The organism is Nitrospiraceae bacterium (genome assembly GCA_019637075.1).
Classification (GTDB): domain Bacteria; phylum Nitrospirota; class Nitrospiria; order Nitrospirales; family Nitrospiraceae; genus JAHBWI01.
This window is the reverse complement of record JAHBWI010000004.1, coordinates 107,033-132,803: the sequence shown is the minus strand read 5'-3', so window position 1 is coordinate 132,803 and position 25,771 is coordinate 107,033. Positions and strand designations below refer to the sequence as shown.

Annotated in this window: 24 protein-coding genes; 19 read left to right on the top strand and 5 right to left on the bottom strand. The window is 62.0% G+C overall.

Annotated features, from left to right (window positions below):
- Positions 1 to 165 precede the first annotated feature (165 nt).
- The 5 genes from KF814_11810 (at position 166) to hemL (ending at position 6,508) form a co-directional block, all read left to right on the top strand.
- Entirely contained in the window at positions 166 to 2,514 is a 2,349-nt protein-coding gene (locus KF814_11810) for a 6-phosphofructokinase (GenBank protein ID MBX3236830.1), read from the top strand.
- An 89-nt stretch (positions 2,515 to 2,603) separates the two neighbouring features.
- Positions 2,604 to 3,077: a hypothetical protein gene (locus KF814_11805; protein ID MBX3236829.1), complete on the top strand. Its 474-nt coding sequence runs from the start codon at positions 2,604 to 2,606 to the stop codon at positions 3,075 to 3,077.
- A 6-nt stretch (positions 3,078 to 3,083) separates the two neighbouring features.
- Positions 3,084 to 3,617, top strand: a complete 534-nt coding sequence (locus tag KF814_11800; protein ID MBX3236828.1) for a barstar family protein — start codon at positions 3,084 to 3,086, stop codon at positions 3,615 to 3,617.
- A 36-nt stretch (positions 3,618 to 3,653) separates the two neighbouring features.
- Entirely contained in the window at positions 3,654 to 4,061 is a 408-nt protein-coding gene (locus KF814_11795; protein ID MBX3236827.1) for a DUF937 domain-containing protein, read from the top strand.
- 1,157 nt (positions 4,062 to 5,218) lie between these two features.
- Positions 5,219 to 6,508 carry a glutamate-1-semialdehyde 2,1-aminomutase gene (gene hemL, locus KF814_11790; GenBank protein MBX3236826.1) on the top strand — a complete coding sequence of 430 codons (1,290 nt, stop codon included), beginning with the start codon at positions 5,219 to 5,221 and terminating at the stop codon, positions 6,506 to 6,508.
- Between the two features lie 146 nt (positions 6,509 to 6,654).
- Here hemL and KF814_11785 read toward each other — a convergent pair whose 3' ends face one another.
- A complete protein-coding gene (locus KF814_11785; protein ID MBX3236825.1) occupies positions 6,655 to 6,885 on the bottom strand; it encodes a hypothetical protein in 231 nt (76 codons plus the stop codon).
- 204 nt (positions 6,886 to 7,089) lie between these two features.
- On the opposite strand from KF814_11785, the gene KF814_11780 reads away from it, so the two are divergent.
- The 5 genes from KF814_11780 (at position 7,090) to KF814_11760 (ending at position 12,098) form a co-directional block, all read left to right on the top strand.
- Entirely contained in the window at positions 7,090 to 7,719 is a 630-nt protein-coding gene (locus KF814_11780; GenBank protein ID MBX3236824.1) for a thermonuclease family protein, read from the top strand.
- 214 nt (positions 7,720 to 7,933) lie between these two features.
- Positions 7,934 to 8,416, top strand: coding sequence for a GNAT family N-acetyltransferase (locus tag KF814_11775; GenBank protein MBX3236823.1), 483 nt, complete (start codon positions 7,934 to 7,936; stop codon positions 8,414 to 8,416).
- 164 nt (positions 8,417 to 8,580) lie between these two features.
- Complete coding sequence (locus KF814_11770; protein MBX3236822.1) at positions 8,581 to 9,120, top strand: hypothetical protein; 540 nt, start codon at positions 8,581 to 8,583, stop codon at positions 9,118 to 9,120.
- A 732-nt stretch (positions 9,121 to 9,852) separates the two neighbouring features.
- Positions 9,853 to 10,158 (top strand): hypothetical protein, encoded by a 306-nt coding sequence (locus KF814_11765; GenBank protein ID MBX3236821.1) that lies wholly within the window; start codon positions 9,853 to 9,855, stop codon positions 10,156 to 10,158.
- A gap of 29 nt (positions 10,159 to 10,187) precedes the next feature.
- Entirely contained in the window at positions 10,188 to 12,098 is a 1,911-nt protein-coding gene (locus KF814_11760; GenBank protein ID MBX3236820.1) for an alpha amylase C-terminal domain-containing protein, read from the top strand.
- Positions 12,099 to 12,135: 37 nt separating this feature from the next.
- Here KF814_11760 and KF814_11755 read toward each other — a convergent pair whose 3' ends face one another.
- A complete protein-coding gene (locus KF814_11755) occupies positions 12,136 to 13,689 on the bottom strand; it encodes a DEAD/DEAH box helicase family protein (GenBank protein MBX3236819.1) in 1,554 nt (517 codons plus the stop codon).
- A 370-nt stretch (positions 13,690 to 14,059) separates the two neighbouring features.
- Here KF814_11755 and KF814_11750 point away from each other — a divergent pair, with 370 nt between their 5' ends.
- Positions 14,060 to 14,374 (top strand): hypothetical protein, encoded by a 315-nt coding sequence (locus KF814_11750; protein MBX3236818.1) that lies wholly within the window; start codon positions 14,060 to 14,062, stop codon positions 14,372 to 14,374.
- 120 nt (positions 14,375 to 14,494) lie between these two features.
- Here the strand turns inward: KF814_11750 and KF814_11745 are convergent, their stop codons facing one another.
- From KF814_11745 to KF814_11735, 3 genes are read right to left on the bottom strand one after another with little or no spacing between them, the layout of a single operon-like run.
- Positions 14,495 to 14,896, bottom strand: coding sequence for a YbgC/FadM family acyl-CoA thioesterase (locus KF814_11745; protein ID MBX3236817.1), 402 nt, complete (start codon positions 14,894 to 14,896; stop codon positions 14,495 to 14,497).
- A 48-nt stretch (positions 14,897 to 14,944) separates the two neighbouring features.
- A complete protein-coding gene (locus KF814_11740; GenBank protein ID MBX3236816.1) occupies positions 14,945 to 15,301 on the bottom strand; it encodes a four helix bundle protein in 357 nt (118 codons plus the stop codon).
- A 39-nt stretch (positions 15,302 to 15,340) separates the two neighbouring features.
- Positions 15,341 to 16,594: a TIGR02710 family CRISPR-associated protein gene (locus KF814_11735; GenBank protein MBX3236815.1), complete on the bottom strand. Its 1,254-nt coding sequence runs from the start codon at positions 16,592 to 16,594 to the stop codon at positions 15,341 to 15,343.
- A gap of 143 nt (positions 16,595 to 16,737) precedes the next feature.
- Here KF814_11735 and KF814_11730 point away from each other — a divergent pair, with 143 nt between their 5' ends.
- The 8 genes from KF814_11730 to mfd all read left to right on the top strand — a co-directional run bounded on the left by KF814_11730 (position 16,738) and on the right by mfd (position 25,741).
- A complete protein-coding gene (locus tag KF814_11730; GenBank protein MBX3236814.1) occupies positions 16,738 to 17,172 on the top strand; it encodes an NfeD family protein in 435 nt (144 codons plus the stop codon).
- Between the two features lie 103 nt (positions 17,173 to 17,275).
- A complete protein-coding gene (locus KF814_11725) occupies positions 17,276 to 18,220 on the top strand; it encodes a paraslipin (protein MBX3236813.1) in 945 nt (314 codons plus the stop codon).
- 50 nt (positions 18,221 to 18,270) lie between these two features.
- A complete protein-coding gene (locus tag KF814_11720) occupies positions 18,271 to 18,849 on the top strand; it encodes a D-sedoheptulose 7-phosphate isomerase (protein ID MBX3236812.1) in 579 nt (192 codons plus the stop codon).
- Positions 18,833 to 19,834 (top strand): hypothetical protein, encoded by a 1,002-nt coding sequence (locus tag KF814_11715; GenBank protein ID MBX3236811.1) that lies wholly within the window; start codon positions 18,833 to 18,835, stop codon positions 19,832 to 19,834. Before KF814_11720 ends, KF814_11715 begins: the two co-directional genes overlap by 17 nt.
- A gap of 23 nt (positions 19,835 to 19,857) precedes the next feature.
- Positions 19,858 to 20,481 carry a SprT-like domain-containing protein gene (locus KF814_11710; protein MBX3236810.1) on the top strand — a complete coding sequence of 208 codons (624 nt, stop codon included), beginning with the start codon at positions 19,858 to 19,860 and terminating at the stop codon, positions 20,479 to 20,481.
- Positions 20,482 to 20,493: 12 nt separating this feature from the next.
- A complete protein-coding gene (locus KF814_11705; GenBank protein MBX3236809.1) occupies positions 20,494 to 21,699 on the top strand; it encodes a DNA polymerase IV in 1,206 nt (401 codons plus the stop codon).
- A gap of 78 nt (positions 21,700 to 21,777) precedes the next feature.
- Positions 21,778 to 22,260, top strand: a complete 483-nt coding sequence (gene rfaE2 / locus KF814_11700; protein ID MBX3236808.1) for a D-glycero-beta-D-manno-heptose 1-phosphate adenylyltransferase — start codon at positions 21,778 to 21,780, stop codon at positions 22,258 to 22,260.
- Positions 22,261 to 22,267: 7 nt separating this feature from the next.
- Complete coding sequence (gene mfd, locus KF814_11695; GenBank protein MBX3236807.1) at positions 22,268 to 25,741, top strand: transcription-repair coupling factor; 3,474 nt, start codon at positions 22,268 to 22,270, stop codon at positions 25,739 to 25,741.
- The last annotated feature ends 30 nt before the right edge of the window (positions 25,742 to 25,771 follow it).

Below are 25,771 nucleotides of genomic sequence, written 5' to 3'. Positions count from 1 at the left end.
GACAACGGGGTGGATCGTCAGAAGGTTTCTTTCATCGAGACGATAATTGTGTCATTCTAACAAACGTATTCTCATGCCGCAAAAGAACATACGCGTGCCGCACATGGCGTGAGCGCCGCACGCGACGGCATCCGCTGCGCGCATCACACCTCGACGAGGTGCCACATGGAGACACCGAAGGACCGCCCCACCGAGCAGTTGGATTTCGTCACCATCGACGGGCTGCTCGCCTACGCCGAATCGCTCGCGGAGCGGACCTCCACGGACCGATATGTACTGCCAGGGCCACCACCCCAGACATCCGACCGGCGCCGCGTCGCAGAGACCGCGATCGAGGCGATCCGGAATTTCATCAGCCGCGTGACGGCGGGCTTGCCCAACGCCGGAGCCTATCGCGATGCGCGCCGTGAGCTGATCGTGAAGGCCTGCGGCGGCGACGAGCTGGTGTTCTATGCCGCGTGGAATTATCTCCTGGCGCGAGGCGAATTGGCGCCGCTCTATCGCGCCCCGATCGGCGCGGTGCAGAAGCCCGCGCATCGGCGTCCCGTCGCCATCGTCCCGCGCGCGCACCTCACGCCGGAATTGGCGGAAGGCCGCATCGTTCTCGATTTAGGCGACGATCGGTTTTGGCTGCTCCCGCGAGAACTCAAGGATCGAGCGCTGTTCTTTACAATGCGCCACGGCGTCTCGCAAGTCGAGAGCAAGACCCATCGCGTCGGACGGCGTCTCGCCAATATTCTGGATACCGAGCGCGGCGTCCCGCGGGCCGATGCGGTCGGCGCCGCCCTGGCCCGCATGGTGGGCGTCGTGGGGCAGCAGCTCGACTATCTCCAACTGCACAACTACCTGGACCCAAACCGCTTTCACCATCGCATCAGCACTAGCCCCAATACGGAACAACTCTGCCGGCGCATCCTCAAAGCCCTCCTGCCCAAACGTGACGAGACGGCTCCGCCCCCGCAAACCCAAACTGAGCCGACCTTGGAGTCGCAAGACTTCGGGTGGGTGACCGGCATGGAAAAACAGGCGGAGGTCGAGGCGGCGGCAAAAGCCTTCGGCGTCGATGCCAAGAGCGCGAAACGCCTCATCAAGCACCCCTTTTACAGCTACCCCGGCGGCCACTCGTTCTTCGACCTCTACATGGACGTCATCGATGGCCTCCACCAGTTGGGCCGATCGAACCCGGGCCAAGTGCTGTGCCTCTATACACATAGCTCGACCCTGCGCGCCCTGCGCATCTATCTCGACCCCAGGCCCTTCCGGGAAGCCTTCTCGGAGTTCGGCGAATACAAAGAAGGCCAGGACAACGTCGTCCTCCTGACCTTCGAGAACAACCAACTGTCCGGGTACTCGACGGCGGTCGGATTGATCGAAAGCGAACGGCTGGCCCGCGAGGCCTGGATCACGATCGAGCGCGAACGGAAAGACCGGGTCACGCTCAAACCCCGGCAGATCAAACGGCTGATCGCGTTGGTTTCCGGCGGCGACTTCGGCGGCGGCGGCGCGGCCCTGAAGGAACTACGCGTGACGGGCAACCGTTTCGGATTAGAGGTCATGTTCGTGCGCCACGGATTCCTGGGGCTCGCGAATAACTGGATCACACCGGTAACCGAAGAAGACACGCGCGGCATGGGAAGCCACGCCAGCAGCCCCATCGGCAGCAGCCGCTTCGAGGACTTCAAGGACGAACAAGTCCAACGAGCGGCGGTCCGCAGCCTCACCCCCTATCTGCAGGACAGCGCGGTGGTGGTGTTGGGTGGCGACGGCAGCCTGCGCGGGGCGAGGGCGATCTTCGAAACCTTCGGCGTCCAGGTCGTTGGAATTCCCGGCACGATCGACAACAACCTGGCCGGCACGACCTCATTGGGGTTCCACTCGGCCATCGCACTTGCCAACCAATCGATCGAATCGCTCAAGGCCACGAGCGCCGCGATGGGCAGCATCTTCTTCGTCGAGGTGATGGGGGCGGGATCGGGACATCTGGCATTGGCCTGCGCCTATCAAGCTCGGGCGGAAGGCATTCTGGTCAACGAACACCCAGACCCTAACGCCTATATCGATCAGGTGATGCTCGGCACGCTCAAACGCACGCTCGGCGTCCCGAACAAGAGTCACATTTTCATCGTGGCGGAGCGCACCCCCCATCGGCATCACCCAGACGGCGGAGTCCATGGATTGGTCGAGTACGTCGCGAACGCCATCGCCAAATGGCCCCCGCGCCGCCAAGGGACCGACCAATACTCCCTGGCGTCCGCCACCAAGGCCACGATCCTCGGTCACACGTTGCGGGGCGCGCCCCCGACGCCGGAAGACAAGATGATCGGCCAGCATCTGGCGTATGAAACGGTCCGACGCCTCGTCGAGCAGCCGGAATCGATCGTGGGCTCAATGGTCGCCTATCGCGATTCGCACGCCATGGATACGATTCCGCTGCACGCGATCCATCCGAAGCAGTTCGATTGGGAATTGTTCGCGCGTATGCACGGGGCGGAACACGCGCCGGACCGTTTGTGAAGGAGTTGCGGCGTCGTGACGGGGAAGCAGCGTTGACCCCTACCGAAAGGGCATGCTAGGGTTTTCGTCGACTGTGCCGCACAGCGATCATGTCTATCCGATGCGCCACCAGAATAGTCCTGCTGCTCCTGGGCGTGATCTTCGCCTGCGCGGGGATCAGCCTTGTAGCCGAAGCGGCTCCGGCGCTGCAGGAAGCGTCCCCCATCCTCGTCACACCAACCGACGCCGCGACCGCTTCATCGACCGCCTCGCAAGCGACCGCTTCCCAACCGAAAGCTCGCGACAGTCTGGCCCCCGCTGCGAACGGCGCGATCCCAGGCGTCGCGCGGGAAACGCTGCAACTGATCGAGGCCCGCAAGGGCGAGCCGGTCCCCGGCTATGTCGGCGGTCGCACGTTTCAGAATCGTGAGCGCCGTTTGCCCCGTGGTTCCTATCGCGAGTACGACGTCCACCCTAAAGTGCCGGGGAAGAATCGCGGGGCTGAGCGGATCGTGATCGACCAGCGGACCGGGAAAGCCTATTACACCGGCGACCACTACAAGACGTTTATCCCGATGAATTGAGGTTCCATGCCCACGACCGTCCTGCAATCGACCAAACAACCCTGGGCCCACTTGCTGGTCCATGGGGAACAAGACAAGCCGGAAACGCTCCTGTCGCTGCCCTCCGGATTCCTGCTCAAAACCGTCTCGGGCGCCAAGTGTAAGACCAAGGCCGGGTTGCTCTCCGAATTCGCCAGAATCCTGTCGTTCCCAGATTATTTCGGTCACAACTGGGATGCACTCGAGGAATGCCTCATCGATCTGGAATGGTTGCCGGCCAAGGGCTACGTCGTCGTCGTGACCGACGCAGACCAGCTGTTGGCGAAGCCGGATGAAGAGGACGATTACCAAACCTTCATCGAGATCCTGACGGAAGCGGGAGAAGGCTGGAGCAGCCACCGGGACGAAGCCAACGGCGCGGGCTTGCCGTTTCACACCGTGCTTGCCGTCTCCGAACGGCATAAGAGCAAACGCCGCAACTGGCTGGTGCCGCCGCTCCTGCTGGAGGTGAGCGCCAAGAAACAACAGGCTGGGCGGGCAGCTGGCCCACGCAAGCGATAAACACAATACACTTCTCCATGCAGAAGGAGGGAACGTATGGGACTCATGGATCAGCTCGGACAGGCAGCGGCCGGCATGATGGGCGGAGGTAAAGAGCATCCCCTGATGCAAGCCCTCGTCGGGCTCTTGGGCCAGAATAGCTCCGTCGGCGGTCTCGCGGGCCTCGTCCAGGCCTTTCAAAAGAACGGGTTGGGCGAGATCGTCAACTCCTGGGTGAGCACGGGGAAGAATCTCCCGATCTCCGCGGACCAAATTCAGCAGGGGCTGGGCAGCGATCTCGTGAAACAATTGGCGGGGAAAGCCGGAGTCAGCCCGGACGTTGCCGGCGGCCAGCTGGCCGATCTCCTTCCCGGCCTTATCGACAAGCTGACGCCGGATGGAAAGCTACCGGACTCCAAGCTGCTGGAGCAGGGATTGAAACTCTTGGGCGGGAAATTGGGTTAGGCCGGTCGCGGGTAGATCGGATGAGGTCGGTCACCGGCGCAGGCCGAGATTGCTTCTAGAATCGGAGCAGACCGACCCACCGCTGCACCCACCAATTCACGCCCCAATAGAGGTCGTGCAGAAACGGGTTCAGGTGAGTGGTCCAATGCACGCAGCTGCCGACGCCTGAGCTGAGTGACTTGAAGTGGTTTCCACAGAGGCCGTGGGTTTCACTCGGGTCATCGAGCGGCGCCTTGTCTCGGAGAAAAGCAGGTTTGCCCTCTCGGACACACCACGCGCACAGGACCTTCACAGTGCCCCCCGTTGACCCATTGCAGCCATGCCGCCGGAAGATCGCAAGAGTCGCACCACCGTAGTTCCGCTTGGCCCGACATCCAAAAAGTTCGCACATTCAAGAGGATAGGAATCCCCTCCTGATCGCACTCCGGGAGGATCGTCGAGAAACCGTGACATTCCGGCTCTAGTTGACGCTTTTTGTCTGCAGGGAAATGTCTGACAGCCGGCGGGACATGAAACTAGATTTCGAGAAGCGATCCTGTCGTACGGGGAGAGAGGCGCGTGGCTACTCGGTGCAGACGGCCGGTTTGCGGTGGAAGTACGAGTGGAGGAAGGACTCTCGGTGGTTCCTCGTCCGTTCATCAGCCGAGGGGACTGAAGAGGCCCGTCGGCTGCTCATCTGCGCAAGGTGATGAGTGCAGATGCTGTGGGTTTCCCGGGCATCCCAGAACGGAGCTTTCTCCTGAACCAGGGCCGGACGACCTTCGCTTTGACACCAGGCACAGATGACTTTCATGGCTTCCCCCTACGTGTGACAGCAGGAGACTCAGCAAGACCTGCGCCATGTCGTGAGTCGTTGTAAGTCGTCACATTTTCAACTGAAATTTCTGCGAGGTTCTATGGACTCCATCGAGGTGTATCCGATTGGTTGGGGATTCGTATCCAAATAAATACGGAGCGGGGAGGGCGTATCGCTCATGGCCTATACCGCATAGCTCGGAGATGAAAACAGAACGCGGCTTATGCCATCAGCTACACGCCGCTCGCTCTTTGCTATTGTCGAGAGACGCTTCACGAATAACCTTCTTGTCCACCCGATTGACGCTCCCAGAGTCGCATGCTAGTTTGTCGCCCCACCCACGTCTTCACGGAAGAGGTCTATGAAAACACAACGTTCTGAACAATTGTTTGCGGAGGCGCAACAGGTCATCCCCGGCGGGGTCAATAGTCCGGTTCGGGCGTTTCGCTCGGTGGGCGGCACTCCGCGCTTCATCGAACGGGCCAAGGGCGCCAAGCTCTATGACGCCGATGGGAACAGCTACATCGACTACGTCCTTTCCTGGGGACCGATGATCTTGGGGCATGCTCCCGCCACCGTCACCAAAGCCATTCAACAGGCGGCGGCGCAGGGCACGAGTTATGGCGCGCCGACCGAATTAGAAATCCGTCTCGCCATGATGGTCAAGGAAGCCCTACCCTCCATGGAGCAAGTGCGGCTGGTCAGCTCCGGCACCGAAGCGGTCATGAGCGCCATCAGGGTGGCCCGTGCCTATACGAAGCGCGACGGCATCGTGAAGTTTGAAGGCTGCTACCACGGCCACAGCGACTACCTGCTGGCGAAGGCGGGCTCGGGCCTGGCCACGCTGGGCATTCCCGATTGTCCCGGCGTGCCCGAAGACTTCACCAAACACACCCTGACCGCGCCTTACAACGACCTCGCCACGCTCGAAAAGCTGATCAAGCAGCATTACCGCCACCTGGCGGCCCTAATCGTCGAGCCGATCGCCGGCAACATGGGCGTCGTCCCCCCGAACCCCGAGTTCCTGCAGGGCCTGCGCAAACTCACCGACGCGCACGGGATGGTGCTGATTTTCGACGAAGTGATTTCCGGCTTCCGCGTCCAGTACGGTGGAGCCCAGACACTCTATGGCATCACCCCAGACCTCACGGTGCTCGGCAAGATCATCGGCGGCGGTCTGCCGGTCGGAGCCTACGGCGGCAGCAAAGACATCATGAAGATGATCGCCCCCTCAGGACCGGTCTACCAGGCGGGCACGCTCTCGGGAAATCCGTTGGCCGTCACGGCCGGCATCGAAACCCTCAAGCGACTCAAGGGCAAGGGTGCCTATGATCAATTGGAGGAGCGGTCCAAGGTCTTAGCAGACGGATTGGGTAAGGCGGCGAAGAAAGCCGGTGTGCCCCTTACGCAAACCAGGGTCGGCTCGATGATGGGCGCGTTCTTCTCAGAAGGGCCGATCGTGGATTGGACCACGGCGAAGAAGTCGGATACGAAGGCCTACGCGAAGTTCTTCCACCAGATGCTGGAGGCGGGAATCTACTTTGCCCCATCCCAATTCGAAGCGGCCTTCATGTCCCTGGCACATACACCGAAGGACATCGAGCGAACCGTCAAGGCAGCACAGGCCGCCTTCAAATCGCTGAGCGCGTAGTTCGTATTTCATGAAGCGTGGTTTCCGAAACAATGGGGCCCGTATCCCTTCGGATACGGGCCCCTTCTCTTTGGATACAGTCTTGCCGTCGAGACAGGCTGAATCAGCGCTTCAGAAACGACGCAGGATGCCCCATCGCCTCCTGCCTACTCGTCATCCTCGTCGTCCATATCCATCGCCTCCTGCCTCTTCTGTTCTTCCATCGCGTTGTGCAGGAGCATGCGGATAAACATCGAATAGAGCGAGCCCTTTTCCAGCGTTCCGCCGGGCGGCACCGCGATCTTGCCTTCTTTGATCATCTTATCCAGCCAGAGCTTCTGGTCCGGCGCGATCAAGATCGGCACTTCGACCAGGCCGACTTTTCCAAACATATCCATTGGTTGAACCTCCGTGGGCCATCAAAAGTGAAGCGTGGTTCGCATTTCGTATCTCGCGGAACCCACGTATGAACGAGATACGCTTCACGAACGACGAAAGACGAGCTATTTCAGCACGCCGTTTTCCATGCTGTCAACGTTACGCGGGTGGAGAATCGCGGTGGCACGAAGCCTGCTTTGCACCGAGGCAGGAGGACCTGCTTCATGTCCACTCTCACACAATGGTGTTCACACTTGATGGCCCGAATCACGCTGAGCCTGTTGACGCTCTCACCCGCCGCCAACGCGGTCGGGGCAATCGACGAGAGCCGGTCTGACTTGCGGACCTACACTCCTGCGCCGTCCGGCAATCCCACACCGTTTTCCTGCAACGACTGCTGGCCGCTGAAACCGGAGGAACGGAGCCCGTTGCCCCAACATACGGTCCCTCACCATCGCCGCAGCCATCACGAACGCGGACCACGCCCACATAAAAACCCCTTCGCCAAAAAGTCACAGGCGCGCGCCAGCCACTTTCGCCTTCTGCCGCATTACCATCTCGGGCAACCGGAGCCCGGCGTCGATCTGGAGCAGCGGTTGGTGCGCGCCATCGACGGCGACACGTTGCGATACGGCGCCGAACGCATTCGTATCCGCGGCTACAACGCTCCGGAACGGTCGGAACCGGGCGGGTTGGAAGCCACGCTTCGACTGCAACAACTCCTACACGAAGGCTCTATCCGTATCGTCCTGCACGGCCGCGACGTCTACGGTCGCAGGCTCGCCGACGTCTTCATCGACGGGGAAAACGTGGCGGACGTGATGACGGCGGAGGGCTTCGGGCGGAAAAGCTAGCCAACGCGTGAAGCGTGACGCCCCGTCCCTGAATCAGCCGCGGACTTCAAGTGATCGTCTCCTCGCAAACAGCCTCCCCTTTCAGCTTTCCTCTACGATGCGTTTCATCGAAATCGGCATGCTACGGAGCTTGACTCTTCCTTCCACCCCAGGAATAGTGAGGGCGGTGCAACCACGGCAGGCCGGTCAACTCAGCTTAGCCAAGGAAATCACTATGAGTCAGGCTGCAATCACGGAAGCTGCCAGCGCAGAGGACTATGCGGCAGGGAGAATGCTGATCGAAGAATACGCGGCAGCCTTGGCTGTCGATCTCTGCTTTCAGGACTTCTCCCAGGAAATGGCGGACCTGCCAGGAGTCTATGGGCCCCCTCGGGGCTGCTTGCTGCTCGCCAGAATCAACGGAGAGTGGGTTGGTTGTGTCGCCGTCCGCAAACAGGACACCGAGAGTTGCGAAATGAAGCGGCTCTATGTGAAGACCCAATATCGTGGGCTAGGCCTGGGAAGGAGGCTGGCCGAATTGGCCATCCGCTGCGCTCAGAAACTGGGCTATTCCCGAATATTGCTGGACACCTTGCCATGCATGGCAGAGGCACAATCACTTTACCACTCTCTTGGGTTCCGAGAAGTCGACGCGTATTATCCCAATCCTGTGGAGGGCGTTCGTTACCTTGCGCTCACACTGAGCCACGACGCATGAAATGCCGCTCTCAACCGCATGCAGTCTGACTCACGACGCCGGCCCTCCCCCCGCCGCTCGCGTGCCGCGTCGGAGCAACAACCGTAGAAACTGACCACGATGAAAACGGACCGGATGCGGTTCGCACTCGATCTGCCGATGCACGAGAAAGAACGGCGCGGCTGATGACTCTTGATCGCCATCTTCCGCTCGTTGAGCAAATCCTCGGCGCGTTCAAAGATCACATCGGCAATGACTTCCCTGGGTATAGGAACCACGTCTATCGAGTGGTCCATCTCTGCTACGCAGGGGGAATAAGCGGTGCTGAAGACAAGGAGAAGATTCACCTCGCAGCGTGCTTCCACGATATCGGAATCTGGACTGATAAGACCCTCGACTACCTCCTACCCTCGGCTCGTCTCGCATCGGAATACTTAGCCGGCACGGGAAGGGAGGCATGGATCCCCGAAGTGTCGCTGATGATTGAAATGCACCACCGGTTACGCTCATGCGATGGGTGCGGATTTCCTTTGGTGGAGGTCTTTCGGCGTGCCGACATCGCAGACTTCTCTTGGGGCGCCATCGCAATGGGACATTCGGCAGACCTCCTCGCGAGCCTGAAGGTGGCGTTTCCGAACGCCGGCTTTCATCGGAGACTTCTGCAACTTGCCGCACAGAGGGCATTGCGGCACCCGCTGAACCTCTTGCCAATGTTCCGTTGGTAGCGCTCGCGGCAAGCACGATCGCCCTCGTCTATCTTGCGGGGCTTCGCTCCGACTGCTCTGGATCGACTCAATCCTGTGCCAGGCATTGCTGACTTGGAATTGAAGCTTCAGTGATGGTGAGCACGAACAAGTGGGATGGTTAGCGCTCTTCGTGCTGCTCGTGCTTTTCATCTTCACTCAAGGCGGCTTGTCTCTGGTAACAACAGCCTGCCTTGTCGGACTTGCAGCCCTCATTGCGTATCCTGGCAAGCATCTATTTAGGGCAGTCACGGACCTCTCCCGCCGCAGGGAAGTTGTCTGCATTGAGAAGTGAAGAAGCTGAAACTCCGCTGGCCTCACCCTTTGGTTCTCCTGACTGCAGCCGTTCCCCTTCTCCGTCGCGCCACGCCCCCTCCCGCTTCTTTCGATGGTGTCGAGAATCAAGTCTTTTGTCCACCAACATGACCAGACTCACACCTTCGACCTGCGGCAGCCGTCCTGAACAGCCTCGGCTTCGGTCGCGTAGCACCGTTCAGCTTTCGTTCTTACATAGAACCGCTGTCCGATCAGTCTGTTTTATGAGTTATACAACTCTTTTCTATTGCTCAAGCTATGCCCAAGTCTTAAGTCAGATGCTCCCTCTATTCCGTGCTCCCCTTCTTTCGATTGATTCGCTCCGCCCATCGGTCCAGAATAAGTTCCAGATACGGCTGCATTTTCCGGCCTGCGCGTTGAATCCTTGGAGGGATCACCATGGCAAAGGGCAGCATGATGCTGCAGATCGCGGTGGAGCAAGTGCTGCCGACGGCCGTGTCGTCGGCGCCGGAGATTTGGGCGGTGGCGGTCGATTCATTGGACGGCGAGCGGACGACGGTGCGCGAGATCGCCACGGAAAAGAGTCACCAGTTCTTCGGCTGCCCGCCCAAAATTCTCAAGGCGGCGGTCAGCGGACGTATCGCTCCGCCGGCGCCGGTCGGAGGATCCGTACGGCTGCACGACGATAGGGGGTTCGCCAAGCAGATCCGGGCGGCCGCCCGCAGAAACGCCACGCGCACCTAACCCGACCGTCGTTTCTCAGCCCGCTCACCATGTCTGCTTCCCTCGCCCATATCGGTCCGGACACTCCGATGGGAGCCAATCTCATCGCCGACGGCGCGACGTTTCGCTGTTGGGCTCCCAATGCCCGGACCGTCCATGTCATCGGCGAGTTCAACCACCGGACGAGAAACGACGCCAGCCTCCTCACGCGCGATGCGTTCGGCCATTGGCGAGGTTTCATTCCCGGCGTGAAGGATCGCCAACGCTACATGTTCTACGTCGTAGGCGAAGGCAGCGAGGGCCCCAAGCGCGATCCCTATGCTCGGGAGCTCCAGACGCCGTTTCCCGGCGACTGTGTCGTGCGAAGGCCGGATTTCCCCTGGCACGAGAGCGGATTCGTCACGCCGCCTTTCCACGAGCTCGTCATCTACCAGCTCCACGTCGGCACCTTCTTTACACCGAACCTCCCGCGCAAAGGCGGCACGTTTCTGGATGTCGCGCGCAAGCTGCCGTATCTCTCAGGGCTCGGCGTGACGGCGCTGCAACTCCTTCCCATACAGGAATTCCAGACCAGCTTCAGCCTCGGCTACAACGGTACCGACTACTTTTCGCCCGAGATGGATTTCGCCGTCGCGGATACGGACCTGCCGGCCTACCTGAACGAGGTCAACCGGCTGCTCGACGCGAAGGGGGCGCGGCGATACCGCCGCGAAGACTTGCGCGGGGAAATGAATCAGCTCAAAGCGCTGGTGGACTTGGCGCATCTCCACGGTCTGGCGATGCTTCTGGATGTCGTCTACAACCACGCCGGAGGCGAGTTCGGCGACCAGAGCCTATACTTCTTCGATCGGCAATCGCAGGCAGGCGGCAACAACAACTCGCTCTACTTCACCGACAAGGGCCACGCAGGCGGGCTCGTCTTCGACTACGCCAAACCCGAGGTGCGGGACTTCCTGATTCAGAACGCCAAATTCTTCTTGGACGAGTATCGCGTGGATGGATTTCGCTACGATCAAGTCAGCGTGATCGATCACGACGGAGCGCCGAACGGCTGGCGGTTTTGCCAGGACCTTACGTCCACCCTGCGCGCGCATCGGCCCTCGGCCTTGCACCATGCCGAATACTGGGACGTGAATCCCTACATCGTGAAGCCGGTGCCGGAGGGGGCCGGCTTCGACACGACCCTCACCGATGGATTGCGCAGCGCGATCCGCAACGTGATTGCGAGCGCGAGCGCTCCGGACGACCGGCCGCTCGACATGACCGGACTCGCCGGCAGCCTCTGGCCGTCAGGATTTTCTGAGCAATGGCGCTTCGTGCAGGGACCGGAAAATCACGACATCGTCTACCGTGACCGGGAGCCGCGCATCGCCCGCCTCGCCGATCCGTCCGACCCACGGTCTTGGTACGGACGGAGCCGAGCCCGCGTCGCGACCTGCTTGAGCCTGACGGCGCCGGGACTGCCGATGCTGTTCATGGGCCAAGAGTTTCTGGAAGACAAACCGTGGGCGGACGACTTCGTCTCTCACCCGGAACTGCTGCTCTATTGGGCTGGACTGGATCAGGGCGACAAGCAGATGCTCGACCATGTCCGTTGCATCAGCGAGTTGCTCTCCTGGCGCCGTCGCTGCCCCGGCTTACGCGGACAGGGGTTTCGCGTGGTCCACGCGCATGACGAGAATCGAGTGCTGGCCTTTCACCGATGGGTGCCTGGTGCAGGGCACGACGTGCTGGTGGTGGTCCATCTCGCGCCGTTCCACCGATTCGGCTATCGCATCGGATTCCCCGGAGAGGGTACCTGGCGGGAACTGTTCAACAGCGACGTCTACGAGAACTGGGTGAATCCCGGCGTGGTCGGCAACGGCGGTTCGGTGCTGGCGGACCAGCAACCGTTGCACGGCTTCAGTGCCTCGGCAGCCGTAACTCTCCCGGCCAACAGCCTGCTTGTCTTCACACGATAACCTGTCGATAGATGCTCGAAAGGTATCCCGGCAGGGGCTACCGTCTCGGACCGTCGTACCCTTGGTCGCGCCAACGTTCGAGGATCGCAATCCGCCGTTCCAATTGCGGCACCGTGGCTTGATCGACCCGGCAGCCGGTCCGCTTGATGAGTTCCGCGTTGATCAACCGGTGGTCCATCCCGGTCTTGCGGGCAATAGAGGCGACGAGATCGCGGTGGATATCGCGGAGATGGATTTTCCGCTCGTGCAGCGCGACCGCCCGAACCGGTTCCGTGTGACTCTCCGCCTCGTCGCTCTCTCCACCGATCAGGGCATCCATGCGCGCCACCGCATGCAGCGGCACATACTCGTTCAGCGAGGTCGCGACGGTCCCGAACAGCGTTCGCTGCACCGCCGGCATGACGTCTTCCAGCACATGGTCTCGTTCGGCCTTGATCTGCTTGGCGTAATGGACGAGGGTCGCATCCTTCGGCAGATACAGCCAGGCGCGCTGCGGCTTGGGCAGTCCTTCCTGCATCCGAACGAACCGCCCGACCACCTGCCGAAAATACATTTCCGTGAGGACGTTCGTGGCGTAGACGCCGACCCGTAGCCGAGGAATATCGACGCCTTCACTGACCATATTCACCGCGACCAACCACTGTTGCTTCCTGTGTTGCGAGAACGTCTCGATGGTCTGCGATGCGGACGGATCGTCCGAGACCGCCACTTCCGCCGTCGTGCCGGTGACCCGCTTGACGAGGTCCGCCACCTGGCGCGCGTGGTCTTGGTTCATGGCGACGATCAAGCCGCCCGCATCCGGCTGCTCCTGCTTGCGCAGCCGTGTCAGCTCGCCGTGCGCGTCGGCGATGACCGGCCCCAGCCAGGTTTCCTGCAGCAACGCGGTCTTGAGCCGTTCTCGTTGCCGATCGGCCCTGAGCCCATCCTCAAACGTGGCGCGATGCTCGCGGCCGCCCGACAACCACGTCAGTTCCCCTTCATAACTCGGGAACAGAATCGGACGGCAGACCCCCTCGCGGATAGCCTGGGCATAGCTGTAGGTGAAGTCGGCCTGGCTTTCGCCCCGTTCGTACCGCACATAGGGAATGGGATTGTTGTCCGATCGAAACGGCGTACCGGAAAGGGCCAAGCGGAACCGGGCCTCGGCAAAGGCGTCGCGCAGCGCGTTGCCCCAATCCTTGCCGTCTCCCGCATGGTGCAGCTCGTCGAAAATCAACAGGGTCGGCTTGCTTCGGCAGGCGCGACGGAAAACGTCCGGGGCGAGACAGACTTGCTGGTACGTCACTACCGCACCGTGGTAGTCACGGGCTTCCATGGCCTGGTCGTTGGTCAGCGCCGGATCGAGTTGGATGCCGACCAACCCGGCCGCGCTCGACCACTGGGTCCGCAGGTGGTTTGTGGGGCAGATGACCAGCACTCGGCTTGCCGCACGGTCTGCCAAATATTGATGGGCGATCCGCAGCGCAAACCGCGTCTTCCCGGCGGCCGGCGTGGCGGTCGCCAGAAAATCCTGGGTCTGGTGGGTCACCGCCGCCCCAACCGCGCGGGTCTGCCAGTCGCGCAACTTGGCATTCCAAGGAGGAAGGGTCACGCACACCTCCACCGGCCCACGACTGTGCTGCCGGGATCAATCGTCGCACAGCAACGACCAAACCCTGGAGGCACGACGCAGCATCGAGAGCGGGACGACAACGGCTTGGACATCGATGTTAGGGGAACCGCCTGAACCATTCGGCTGTGGGATGAGCCTGCACTATATCAACCCGGAGGGAATTCGGGAAGGGTCGCCCGGCCGGAGCCGACAATTCTTCGTAGCACAAGGAACCACAGGCTACCGGGGCAGATACCGCCGCCGAATCCGACCTTCGGCGACAGACTGCCTGTGCTGCCGGGATTAGGCTGAGGGTCGTCACCTAGCTCAATCCCACAGGTCGGGCTCCCCCGGCCGGAAGGAGGTTGCCATGAAACGATTCCTACTGAGCGCCGTTGCCCTGATCGGTTGGATCAGCGCGGCCGACGTAGCCCGCAGCTATGAAACCGCCATGGTCTTTTCCAGGAGCCAGGTCGAACACGTGGACTTGCGCAACCAGCTCCTCACGTTCAAAACGAAAGAAGGTCAAACCTGGACGCTGCGCATGGCGGACTCAGTGACGATTGAACGGGAGAAGCTCGCGAAAGGAGACGTGGTCAGTATCGAAGTGGATCTCGACGATCAGATCGTCAAGATCGTCAAAAGCGATCGAGTCTCGGACTCCCAAGGCGCGCGAGCCCGATAGCTCACGGGTTCTGGTTCTTGTTCTTCTTATCCTTCGGGTCGTCGGAAAACAGCAGCCAGGCGAGCACGATGAAGCCGATCACGACGCCGCCGATTGCCAACCAGGTGGGAAGTTTTTCCATCAGCTCCTCCGGTGTGGAGGTCCTTGTAACGCAGCCAGGGTGGTCTTGTCGAGGCGTTTGATTTTGAGCTGGTCGTCCACCGCCACCAGCTTGGCCGAACCCTCGACCACCACACGCCGGCTTTCCTTTTCCCGCAGCACGTGCGCAAACGTAAAGGAGGCTTGGGAGAGGTCCGGCATCGTCGTCTCGACGATCAGGGTCTCGCCGTAGCGGCCGGGCGACCGGTAGTCCACTTCGGCATGGACGACCACGAACTGCGTACCGGCATCGCGCAACCCCGCCACCGATAGGCCGCGTTCTTCCAGATAGTGCGTCCGCGCCCGCTCGAAATACTTCAGATAGTTGGCGTAATACACCACCCCGCCGCAGTCGGTGTCCTCGTAATAAATCCGAACTTCCATGGTATCTCGTCGTTCGTGAAGCGTATCTCGTGGGATTACGCTGATGCCTTACAAGTGCTTGAGGAGATTGCGGAGCATCCGCGATTCATGGTCGAGGCCCTCTATCATCTGCGCTCGGTCCCGGACGGTCATGAAACCCAGCTCGTACGCGAGTTCGACATAAGTTTCGAGTTCAGCACAAGACCCCAGTATCACATAGAGGGCCTGTCGAAATTCTGGATTGTGCTTCCGGTTAAGGCCTTCAGCCACGTTGGAGGGAATCGACACGGCGGCACGGCGCATTTGCGATACCAGCCCATACAGCTCTTCCCTCGGAAACCCTTTGGTGACCCGATACGCCTGCAGGACAATCTCTTTCCCCAACTGCCAGACAGCCAAATCACGAAAGTTTTTGATCTTCATCATCACGAGATACGCTTCACGGTTCACTAACAACGCCCCTGCCTAGAGGCTCAGCACAGGAAACGCCGGAAGCGAGCTCGTGTTGACGCCGACGAGTTTGATGACGATGTCGTGGAGTTGCTGGAAGCGTTCGAGCTTCACCGGTTCGAAGCCGTGGCCGAGCACGGCATGATTGGCGGCATCGAGCAGCGGTTTCATCTTGGGCCAGTCGCGGAGGAACGCCTGCCCCATCTGGTCGCCCAACCCCGCGAGCGCACGAAATTGACTCTGGAGCGGCAGTTTGTATTTGCCGTCCACGTCATCGAGGTAGCAGGTCCTGCAGGTTTCACGCAGCGCTTCCGGCAGTTGCTCCGACTGCACATCCCAGGTCTTAATTTTGTATTGCCGGTAGAGCTGGCGTTGGGCGCAGGCTTCCAATCCGCGGACCAACGCCCCCATCGCCCGTTCACCGTCATGGTCGACCAGCGCCCGTCGGTGCGCGTGGGCCAGCAGGTCCAAGGCCACACCTTCTTTCACCTCAGCGGGATCGAGCACGAGCTTTTCCAAAAACCCACTGTTGGCCTTGATCGCAGGCAACAGGCTCTTGAGTCCGGGCGGGCCGCCCCAGATCGTCGCCATCTCCAGCGCTTTCGTCGCCGTCTTAAGCTTGTCCCAAGCCTGGCGGTACTGAAATTGTTCCCAGAGTGCGTAGCCCATGGCGAGATCGCCGAGCGCACGATAAAGCGGTTTCTGCCCCCCGCTCACACGAGCTTCCAGCCCATGAAAGGCCGTGGCGGCCGCCCTGAACGATCCGTGGTTGAAAGATTCGGCCGCCTCGCGCCGCCCCACCGCAGCCGCCTCATCCCAAGGATTGCCTTGAATCCAGCGCAGATCCTGCCCGTCGATCTGAAGGGTCTCGCCATCCGGGTCTTGTCCCTCGACCAGCATGATCGTGCGAGACGTCCAAGGCAGCGTCGCAGCCCCAAGTGCGGCAGCCATGGCCGGAGTCGCTCCCGTCAGGTCCACCACCACCTCGCCGGGCCGCACGTCCCAAGTCCGGAACAAGTCTTGGATCGACTGGCCCAGTGCCCTGTGACAAGCGATCGGGTCGGATGCGTCCGGCGTCACGATCCAGTCCCACCGCTTGGGCATCTGCCGCACCTGCGGCTGGACCGACTCTTCGATCCCCGCCTTCGCCGATTCCGGCACGAAGAAGCAGAGCAGCTCGGGCTGCAAGCGGTTGATCACATGGACGGCGGGCGGTGGCGCGTCCGTCAAGGCGATCAGCAAAGCTTTGACCGGTGAATCGGTCGCCATGGCTGGCGCGGACTATACCATCGGTCCGAGAGCTGTTCAATGAACCGGCGCGCGGCCCGGTCCTTGACGCTCTACGGAAAGGCGCTTAGACTTGCCCCCGCCGAAGCGGTTCACGCGGCGTGCGGCGCGCCCGAGGAGGTGCGATGACCTGGTGGCTCTGGCTCTTATTGGGGCTTCTTCTGCTGGGAGCGGAAATCATCACGCCCGGCGGCTTCTACATGCTGTTCTTCGGACTGGCGGCCCTGCTCGTCGGAGCCCTCGCGGGTTTCGACGTCATCGCCGCCGAGTGGATGCAATGGCTGTTGTTCTCCGTCCTCTCCATCGTTTCCCTTATCGTCTTTCGTGGTCCGTTGCGGCGCTGGATGAACCAGGATGAAGCGGGTGCCGCGCCCGTCGACACGATGGTGGGCGAACTCGCGTTGGTGCTGGAAGACTTGGCCTCCGGCGCGTTGGGCAAGGTCGAGTTCCGCGGCAGTACCTGGAACGCCCGCAACGTGAGCGCAGTCCCCTTGCAGAAGGGGCAACGCAGCCGCGTCGACCACGTCGACGGCCTGACGCTCTCGATCAGACCGGAATAATGTACGTGAAGCGTATCTCGTCGCGCGTATCTCGCCTCGACCCACGCTTCACAAACGACGCTTCACGCTCCACTTACCGGAGGCCTTCATGGAGGAAAGCACTATGCCCGGCGGACTGACTGTCGTCATCTTCCTTGCCGTCCTCGTCGCCATCATCATCGCCAAGACGGCCCGGATCGTCCCGCAACAAAGCGCCTATGTCGTCGAGCGACTCGGGCGGTACTCGCGCACGCTCGGCGCCGGCTTCCATATTCTGGTGCCTTTCATCGACAGCATCCAATACAAGCACTCCCTCAAGGAAACCGCCGTCGACATTCCCGAGCAAATCTGTATCACCCGCGACAACGTGCAGGTCGCCGTCGACGGCATCCTCTACGTCAAGGTGCTCGATCCGCAGCGGGCGTCGTACGGGATCAGCGATTACCGCTTCGCCATCTCGCAACTCGCCCAGACCGCGTTGCGCAGCGAAATCGGCAAGATCGAACTGGACCGGACGTTCGAGGAACGGACCAACATCAACAGCCAGGTCGTGAACGAACTGGACAAGGCGACCGAGCCCTGGGGCGTCAAGGTCCTACGCTACGAGATCAAGAACATCACGCCGCCGAAGGACGTGCTCAACGCGATGGAGAAGCAGATGCGCGCGGAGCGGGAAAAGCGCGCGGTGATCCTCACGTCGGAAGGCGAGCGCGACGCGGCGATCAACCAAGCCGAAGGTGAAAAGCAGCAGGTCATCAAGGCTTCAGAGGCCAAGAAGCAACAACAGATCAACGAAGCCGAAGGCGCGGCCGCCGCCATCACCGCCATCGCCAATGCAACCGCCGAAGGGTTGCGCAAGGTCGCCGAATCCACCCAGGTGCCGGGCGGTTTCGAGGCGGTGCAGTTTCGGGTCGCGGAACAATACATCGGCAAGTTCGGGGAACTCGCCAAAACCGGCAACACCCTCGTCCTGCCGGCCAATCTGTCGGATGTCGGCTCGATGCTCGCGCTCGCCATGAACGTGATCGGCAAGAAACCGGAGACGCCGGCGAAGCCCACGGCCAAGTAGCGCCGGTCCTCGTTTGACAGGACGCTGCTGCTCTCCTACAATTCGGCCCCATGAAAGAACTGGCGATCAAAGCATTCGAGGAGAGCGCGGACGTCAAACGGGCGTTCGTCCGTGAACATGCCGAGCGGATCGCGCAGGTCGCGCGGGCCATCGGCCAAGCCTTTCGGGAAGGACGCAAAGTCCTCCTGTTCGGCAACGGCGGCAGCGCCACCGACGCGGCCCACATCGCGGCAGAGTTCGTCGGCCGCTATAAACGGGAGCGGGCGCCCTTTCCCGCGATCGCATTAGCCACCGACATCGCCGCCATCACCTGCATCGCCAACGACTACGGCTATGAGGAACTGTTCGCGCGCCAAGTCCGCGCCCACGGCCAGAAAGGCGACGTGGCCATCGCGATCAGCACCAGCGGAAATTCTCCCAACGTACTGCGGGCCGTCGAAGTGGCCAGGGAGTTGGGTCTGATCACCGTCGCCTGGACCGGTGGATCCGGTGGGCGGTTGGCCGGTCTCGTCGACTATCCGTTCATCGTGCCGTCGACCGTCACGGCCCGCATCCAGGAAAGCCACATCACGCTCGGCCACGTGCTTTGCGAACTCATCGAGGACCGCGTCCTTGGCACCCACGCGTAAGCGCGCCTCCCGCTTGTCACAGCCGCCGCGGTTGATTGCACCCATCGACGCTTCGCGCCTGAAGACCTATCCGCTCCAGCGCCGGCACAGCAAGGTGAAGGTATCGAACTTCGCCCGGAGCTGGCGGCGAGGCAAATCGTTCCGAAGCTTTCTCGACTCGCTCCCCGACATCCTGGCCGTCAAAACGCTGCGCGAGGTGGCCGCCGCCATCGTGAAGGCTCGCCGGCGCGGTAAACCGGTGATCGTCGGCATGGGGGCGCATGTCGTAAAGGTCGGGCTCGGCCCCTTGCTCGTCGACCTGATGGAGCGAGAGATCGTCACGGCACTCGCCATGAACGGTGCCGTCATCATCCATGATTTCGAACTCGCCTTGATGGGGCACACCTCCGAGGAGGTCGACGCCGAGATCGATTCGGGCCGCTTCGGGATGGCGGAAGAAACCGGACGCATGCTCAATGAAGCGATCACGCAGGGGATGAGGGAAGGCCGGGGCCTGGGCGAGGCATTGGGCCGGTTCATCCATCGTAACAAGCGCCTCTTCCCCCATCGTGCCACGAGCCTACTGGCCACAGGCGCCCGCCTGGGGCTTCCGGTTACCGTTCATGTCGCGGTCGGCACCGATATCATCCATATGCATCCCTCCGCCGACGGCGCCGCGATCGGGGCCTGCTCGCTGATGGATTTCCGCCGGCTGGCCGCCGTGGTCGCCGGCATGGAAGGCGGCGTCTACCTCAATCTGGGCTCCGCCGTGATTTTGCCGGAAGTGTTCCTGAAAACCGTGTCGCTCGGCCGGAACCTGGGCCACACATTGGGCGACATCACGACCGTCAACATGGACTTCTTGACCCACTATCGCCCCATGACCAACGTCGTCCGCCGCCCCACGCAAAAAGGAGGCAAAGGCTACGCCTTGACCGGACACCACGAGATCATGGTGCCGCTGCTGGCCGCCTCAGTCATCGAAGCCTTCGAAGGCTCGTTCTAATCGCAGCCGGCGGGATCTGCCCGATGGAATCCCCCATTCCCATACCAGCCTCGGACCGTGACCTGCAGACCCTGTGGGCGCACTATAACGAGCAATATTTCTCCGGCACCCTGCCGCCGATTCCTATCATCTGGAGTGCCCGCCTCACCTCGTCGGTCGGGATGTTCGTGAGCCGCGCCGGGCCGCGCTGTCCGCCGGACCGGGTGGCCGCCGTCGGGACCGAGCGGCGGTGCATCCGGCTCTCGTCCAAATTGCTCAAGCAGGCGGGTAGGGAACGGGAGATCGCGCTCACGCTGGCGCATGAAATGATCCACCAGTGGCAGTATGATGTGTTGAAGCGGCGGCCGAATCACGGCGCCGATTTTCGCCGCATGATGGACCGCATGAACGAGGACGGCCTCGGGGTCACGCTCTATCACTCGCTCGGCCGGGATGTGGAGGCCCTCGCGCGCTATGTCTGGCGCTGCGAACATTGCGGCCATCTGTACCGGCGGCAACGCCGAACGATCCGGCCCAACATGCACTACTGCGGCGCCTGCCAAGGGCCGCTCAGCGAGCTGCCGTTCGCCCGTCTCGAGCGGGCCGAGACGGAGCGCGCCGGACCGCGCCTCATTACCCAACTCGATCTCCCGTTTGCCGCACCCTGACCGGGCTCGACGATGACCCGTTGGCCGCGCCAGATTCTGTTCGGCGACATCGACGCGATGTTCGCCTCCGCCGCCGTGTTGGCCGACCCCTCCCTGGAAGGCAAGCCGGTCGCAGTCGGCGGCCCTCCGCCCCGCGGCACCATCGCCGCCGCGAGTTATGCCGTTCGCCGCTACGGCGTCCGGAGCGCGATGCCGACCGTCCAGGCCATGAAGCTCTGCCCTCAGCTCGTCTTGGTGCCGCCAGACCGGCCGCTGTATGCGCGGCTCCATCGCGAGCTTGAAGCGGTCACCGACCGATTCTTTCCGGAAACCGAATGGACGAGCATCGATGAGTTTTACACAGACACCACCAGACTCCAGATCCGCCACCCCGACCCGCGGGTGCTTGGGCAAGCGCTCAAGGAGGAAATCCGCGCCGCCACCGGCCTCACCTGTACGGTCGCGGTCGCCACCGGAAAAACTGTGGCCAAGATCGCGGCGGATGCCCATAAGCCCGACGGCCTCGCCATCATTGAGCCCGGTGCCGAAGCTGCTTTCCTGGCCCCGCTCCCGGCGCGATCCTTGCCTGGGATCGGCCCCAAAACCGCCGAGTCTCTCGGCAACCTCGGCCTCCGAACGATCGCCGACCTCATTGCCCCGCAGTTCGGGCCCTCCCTGCAGCGCCTCTTCGGCACCAGGCTGGCGGCGGTACAGGCATTGGCCCAAGGCCTGGATTCGGACCCGGTCGTGGCCGACCGCGAGGCCAAAAGCATGAGCCACGAAACCACCTTCGACGAGGACACGAACGATCTCCGCCTGCTCGAACCGATCGTGCACGGGTTTCTCGAAGCGCTCGCGCACGACCTGCGGCTCGAAGGTCTCGCTGCCGGCTCATTCACCGTGAAGCTCAAGGATGCGCAGTTCCGAATTACAACGCGGCAACGACACTTCCCCGCGCCGCTCAACTACGACCCCGAAATGTGGCCGGACATTCGAAACGGGCTCGCCGAGTTGGTGCAACCACGCGCGCGCTACCGACTTGTCGGACTGGGTTTGTCGGAGCTCGTCCCGGCGCCGGAGCCCCTGTTCGACCGAAAGCGGCGCGATGCGGTCGCAATCTTGGATCAGCTCATGAAGCGCCACGGCTCCGGCGTGATTCGCCTGGGTGGCTTGCCTCAAACCCGCGAAGGCGGCGACCTGCGCAAAAAACCGACCAAGCCCAAACATCAGGAAACCTGAGCAGCTTCGCGCAACGCCATTGATTCGCCGGGGATCGGCACCCTAAGATGGGACCGTTTACTCCGACGTCGACAACCCATGAATGAAAAGATCTTAACTCGTGACCAACTGCAGCCGATCCTGGCCTGCCGTCGAGGACAACAGCACCGTATCGTGTTCACAAACGGCTGCTTCGATCTGATGCATGTCGGCCATACACGGTATCTGCAAGCCGCCAGGGCGCTCGGCGACCTGCTCGTGGTCGGGGTCAATTCGGATGCCTCGGTCCGCAGCTTGAACAAAGCGCCAGACCGTCCGATCGTCCCGGAAGCGCAGCGCGCCGAGGTGCTGGCCGCCCTGGCCTGCGTAGACTACGTCGTGCTTTTCGGCGAACCGGACCCCGGCAATCTTATCGCCGCCCTGCAACCGGATGTGCTGGTCAAGGGCGGAGACTGGGCGTTGGACCGCATCGTCGGCCGCGAGACGGTCGAGGCTCGCGGTGGCCGCGTCCAAACGATCCCGCTCGTGCCGGGCGTCTCCACGACACTGCTGGTCCAGCGCATCCGTTCCACAACGCCATAGGATTTGTGTGCCTGCCGCCGCTCCCGCATACCTGACTCAATGGCTCACGCCCACGTTGGACGCCTTGCGCGCCGACGGCGGCAAACCCTGCCTCATTGGTCTGCACGGCTCGACGGCCGGCTTCAGCCTGGCCCTGGTCACGCAAGCCGGCCATGCCGGCTCGCTCGCGAGTCGCTCGTGGTTGGTCGTGGCGAAGAGCGACGAGGAAGCCGATCGGCTCTATCGAGACACTCTGTTCTTCCGGAAACTCTGCGGGCTTCCCTCCAGCGAGATCGTGTTCTTCCCCCAATGGGAGATTCTGCCCTATGAGTCGACGGCACCGCCCGTCGACCTGGTCGCCCGCCGCATGCAGGCACTGCAGCATCTGGCGACGGCCACGCGCACGGTGCTGTTCACCTCGGTCCCGGCCCTGATGCAGCGCATCCTCCCGGCCGAGGTCTTCACGACTGCCAGCCTCCTTTTTCAACCGGACGGCACGCTGGAGCGAGAGGCGTTGGTCTCGGGATTGCTGCGTCTGGGGTATCGGCAATGTTCGGTGGTCGAGATCCCGGGAGAGTTCAGCATCCGCGGCGGAATCGTCGACATCTTTTCCACGGCCTACGCCGAACCGCTCCGCGTCGAGTTTTTGGGCGACACGATCGAGTCCCTGCGGTTCTTCGACCCAGCCACGCAAAAATCCACCGACAAAGTGAAACAGGCCTGGGTGCTCCCGGCCCGCGAGTATGTGCGTCCTGCCGACTCGCCCGACGCCCTGACCCCGCTGGCCGCGGATGCCGAATGGCACGCGCCGACGTTGTATGGGCATATGGATACGCTGCTGGACTATTTTCCGCAGTCGCCGCTGCTGGCTTTCGACCAACCGGAGGCGCTCAAGGAGCAGACCGGGAAATGTTGGAGCGCGGTGGAGGAAGGCTATCTGCGCCACGAGGATCGCAGCGATCCGAATCCCTATCCGACCCCGGACCAGCATTATGTGACCTGGGAACAGATCCTTGCCATGACCGATGGACAACCGACCCTGGCCTTAGAACCGGTGACCGCTCCCGACGACAGTTGGCAGCCGGTCCTCTCCTGTCCGGCACAGACTCCGGCGAGTTCGGGGTTGGGTCTGCGGGGAACGGCCTTCAGCCGCACCTTGGAAGTGCTGAACCAACTGCGTGAGGGTGGCACGGTGGTGCTGGTCGCGCGCAGTCAGGGTCAGGTGGGGCGGCTCCTGGCGCTCTTCGGCGAACACGACCTGCCGGCGGTCGAATGGAAAACGGCCGCCCTCTCGTCAAGCGGCTCACAGAAAACCCCGTTCGCGATCATCAACGGCGATGTCTCGGCGGGATTTCTGTCGCCTGACCTGCGCCTGATCGTCCTGACCGAAGAGGAACTGTTCGCGAAGGGCCACCGGCACAAGCCGCAACAGAAGAGCAAAGCCGCGACGTTCCTGTCCTCGCTCGAAGACCTCAACACAGGCGATTTCGTGGTTCACGTGCAATACGGCATCGCCAGGTACCAAGGCCTGCGCCGACTGTCTGTGCAGGGGTTCGACAGCGACTACTTGATCCTCGAGTTCGCCGGCACCGACAAACTCTATGTGCCGCTGGATCGGCTGAACCAGGTGCAGCGCTATTCGGGCGCCGAAAACCATGTCCCGCGACTCGACAAGCTCGGCGGCACAAGCTGGGCCAAGACCACCGCCCGCGTGAAGAAAGATATCGAGGAGATGGCACACGAACTGGTGGACCTCTATGCCAACCGGGAACTGGTCCACCGCCCGTCGTACGGCCGGGACAGCACGATCTACCACGAGTTCGAGGCCGCTTTCGAATACGAGGAGACGCCGGACCAGCGCCGTGCCATCCAGGACATTCTGCAGGACATGGGGTCCGACAAGCCTATGGACCGGTTAGTTTGCGGCGACGTGGGCTACGGCAAGACCGAAGTCGCCATGCGGGCCGCCTTCAAGGCGGTAGAGGAAAATCGTCAGGTAGCCGTCCTTGTCCCCACCACCCTGCTCGCGCACCAGCACTACGACAACTTCGCCGAGCGGTTCGCGCCGTTTCCCACCAAGGTGGCGCTGCTCTCGCGGTTCCAGTCCAGCAAGGAAACCAAGGCGATCGTCAAAGACGTGGCAGCCGGCGTGGTCGACGTGGTGATCGGCACGCACCGCCTGCTGCAGAAGGACGTACAGTTCCGCAACCTGGGGCTCGTGATCATCGACGAGGAGCAATGGTTCGGGGTCAAACACAAGGAGCGCTTGAAGCAACTGCGCACACAGGTCGACGTGCTCACGCTCACGGCCACGCCGATTCCACGGACGCTGCAAATGGCGATGGCGACCGTGCGCGACCTCTCGATCATCGACACGCCGCCGCCGGGGCGCCTTGCGATCCGCACACAAGTGCTGCGGTTCAGCGAGAAGGCGATCCGCGAGGCGGTCCTGCGCGAACTCGGACGGGGCGGGCAGGTCTACTTCGTCCACAATCGCGTGGAAACCATGGAACGGACGGGGGCCTGGCTGCACCAGTTGGTGCCCGAAGCCCGTATCGTCATGGCTCACGGCCAGATGGACTCGAAACCGCTCGAAGCGGTCATGCTGAAGTTTTTCAAGCATGAGGCCGACGTGCTGATAGCCTCCGCCATTATTCAGTCCGGCATCGACGTGCCGAGCGCCAACACGATCATCGTGAACCGGGCGGATACGTTCGGACTGGCTCAGCTGTATCAGTTGCGCGGCCGTGTCGGGCGAGGCGGCGAACAGGCCTATGCCTATTTCCTCATTCCGGACGAAGGCTCACTCTCGACCGACGCGCAAAAGCGGCTCACCGCCATTCAACAATTCACCGAATTGGGTTCCGGCTTCCGCATCGCCGCCGCCGACCTGGAGATCCGCGGCGCCGGGAATCTATTGGGCAAGCAGCAGTCCGGCCACATTGCTGCGATCGGCCTCGACCTGTATCTCCAAATGGTGGAACAGGCGGTCCAGCGGCTGAAAGGCCATGTGGTGGAAGAACAGCCGGACCCGATGCTGCAGTTGAGCGTGTCGGCCTACATTCCCGAAACCTACGTGGTGGACAGCCACCATCGACTCTCGCTGTACAAGCGCCTCTCATCCTGCACTCAACTCGGCGACCTGGCCCTGATGCACGGGGAAATCGAAGACCGGTACGGACCGCCCCCCGATGCCGTGGAACGACTCTTCGAGGTCATGCAGCTTCGGCTGCTGGCCAAACAGCTCCGGCTGAATTCGATCGTCGAGCAAACGAACGGGGTCGCCATCACCTTCGACGCCAAGGCCAAGGTCCCCGAAAAGGCGGTGCAAACGCTGATGGACCGCTACAAGAAACGCCTGCGGTTCTTGTCTCCTCTCTCCTTCGAGCTCCAGATGCCGCATGAGGACTGGAGTTTGGTGTTTTCAGAACTCAACGCAACCTTGCAAACCCTCCAAGTCTGTGATACCAACAAATCAAGTCCACAGGTAGGATCGGCCTAAGCAGTTGACCCCCACAACCCGGATCACCCA

Bases quoted from the DNA above. Each gene is read 5' to 3' on its own strand.
- KF814_11805 (MBX3236829.1), top strand. From the start codon at position 2,604: ATGTCTATCCGATGCGCCACCAGAATAGTCCTGCTGCTCCTGGGCGTG.
- KF814_11735 (MBX3236815.1), bottom strand. From the start codon at position 16,594: ATGGCGACCGATTCACCGGTCAAAGCTTTGCTGATCGCCTTGACGGAC.
- KF814_11710 (MBX3236810.1), top strand. From the start codon at position 19,858: ATGGAATCCCCCATTCCCATACCAGCCTCGGACCGTGACCTGCAGACC.
- KF814_11720 (MBX3236812.1), top strand. From the start codon at position 18,271: ATGAAAGAACTGGCGATCAAAGCATTCGAGGAGAGCGCGGACGTCAAA.
- rfaE2 (MBX3236808.1), top strand. From the start codon at position 21,778: ATGAATGAAAAGATCTTAACTCGTGACCAACTGCAGCCGATCCTGGCC.
- KF814_11780 (MBX3236824.1), top strand. From the start codon at position 7,090: ATGTCCACTCTCACACAATGGTGTTCACACTTGATGGCCCGAATCACG.
- KF814_11750 (MBX3236818.1), top strand. From the start codon at position 14,060: ATGAAACGATTCCTACTGAGCGCCGTTGCCCTGATCGGTTGGATCAGC.
- KF814_11800 (MBX3236828.1), top strand. From the start codon at position 3,084: ATGCCCACGACCGTCCTGCAATCGACCAAACAACCCTGGGCCCACTTG.
- KF814_11725 (MBX3236813.1), top strand. From the start codon at position 17,276: ATGCCCGGCGGACTGACTGTCGTCATCTTCCTTGCCGTCCTCGTCGCC.
- KF814_11795 (MBX3236827.1), top strand. From the start codon at position 3,654: ATGGGACTCATGGATCAGCTCGGACAGGCAGCGGCCGGCATGATGGGC.
- KF814_11740 (MBX3236816.1), bottom strand. From the start codon at position 15,301: ATGATGAAGATCAAAAACTTTCGTGATTTGGCTGTCTGGCAGTTGGGG.
- KF814_11770 (MBX3236822.1), top strand. From the start codon at position 8,581: ATGACTCTTGATCGCCATCTTCCGCTCGTTGAGCAAATCCTCGGCGCG.
- KF814_11785 (MBX3236825.1), bottom strand. From the start codon at position 6,885: ATGGATATGTTTGGAAAAGTCGGCCTGGTCGAAGTGCCGATCTTGATC.
- hemL (MBX3236826.1), top strand. From the start codon at position 5,219: ATGAAAACACAACGTTCTGAACAATTGTTTGCGGAGGCGCAACAGGTC.
- KF814_11745 (MBX3236817.1), bottom strand. From the start codon at position 14,896: ATGGAAGTTCGGATTTATTACGAGGACACCGACTGCGGCGGGGTGGTG.
- KF814_11705 (MBX3236809.1), top strand. From the start codon at position 20,494: ATGACCCGTTGGCCGCGCCAGATTCTGTTCGGCGACATCGACGCGATG.
- KF814_11810 (MBX3236830.1), top strand. From the start codon at position 166: ATGGAGACACCGAAGGACCGCCCCACCGAGCAGTTGGATTTCGTCACC.
- KF814_11760 (MBX3236820.1), top strand. From the start codon at position 10,188: ATGTCTGCTTCCCTCGCCCATATCGGTCCGGACACTCCGATGGGAGCC.
- KF814_11775 (MBX3236823.1), top strand. From the start codon at position 7,934: ATGAGTCAGGCTGCAATCACGGAAGCTGCCAGCGCAGAGGACTATGCG.
- KF814_11730 (MBX3236814.1), top strand. From the start codon at position 16,738: ATGACCTGGTGGCTCTGGCTCTTATTGGGGCTTCTTCTGCTGGGAGCG.
- KF814_11765 (MBX3236821.1), top strand. From the start codon at position 9,853: ATGGCAAAGGGCAGCATGATGCTGCAGATCGCGGTGGAGCAAGTGCTG.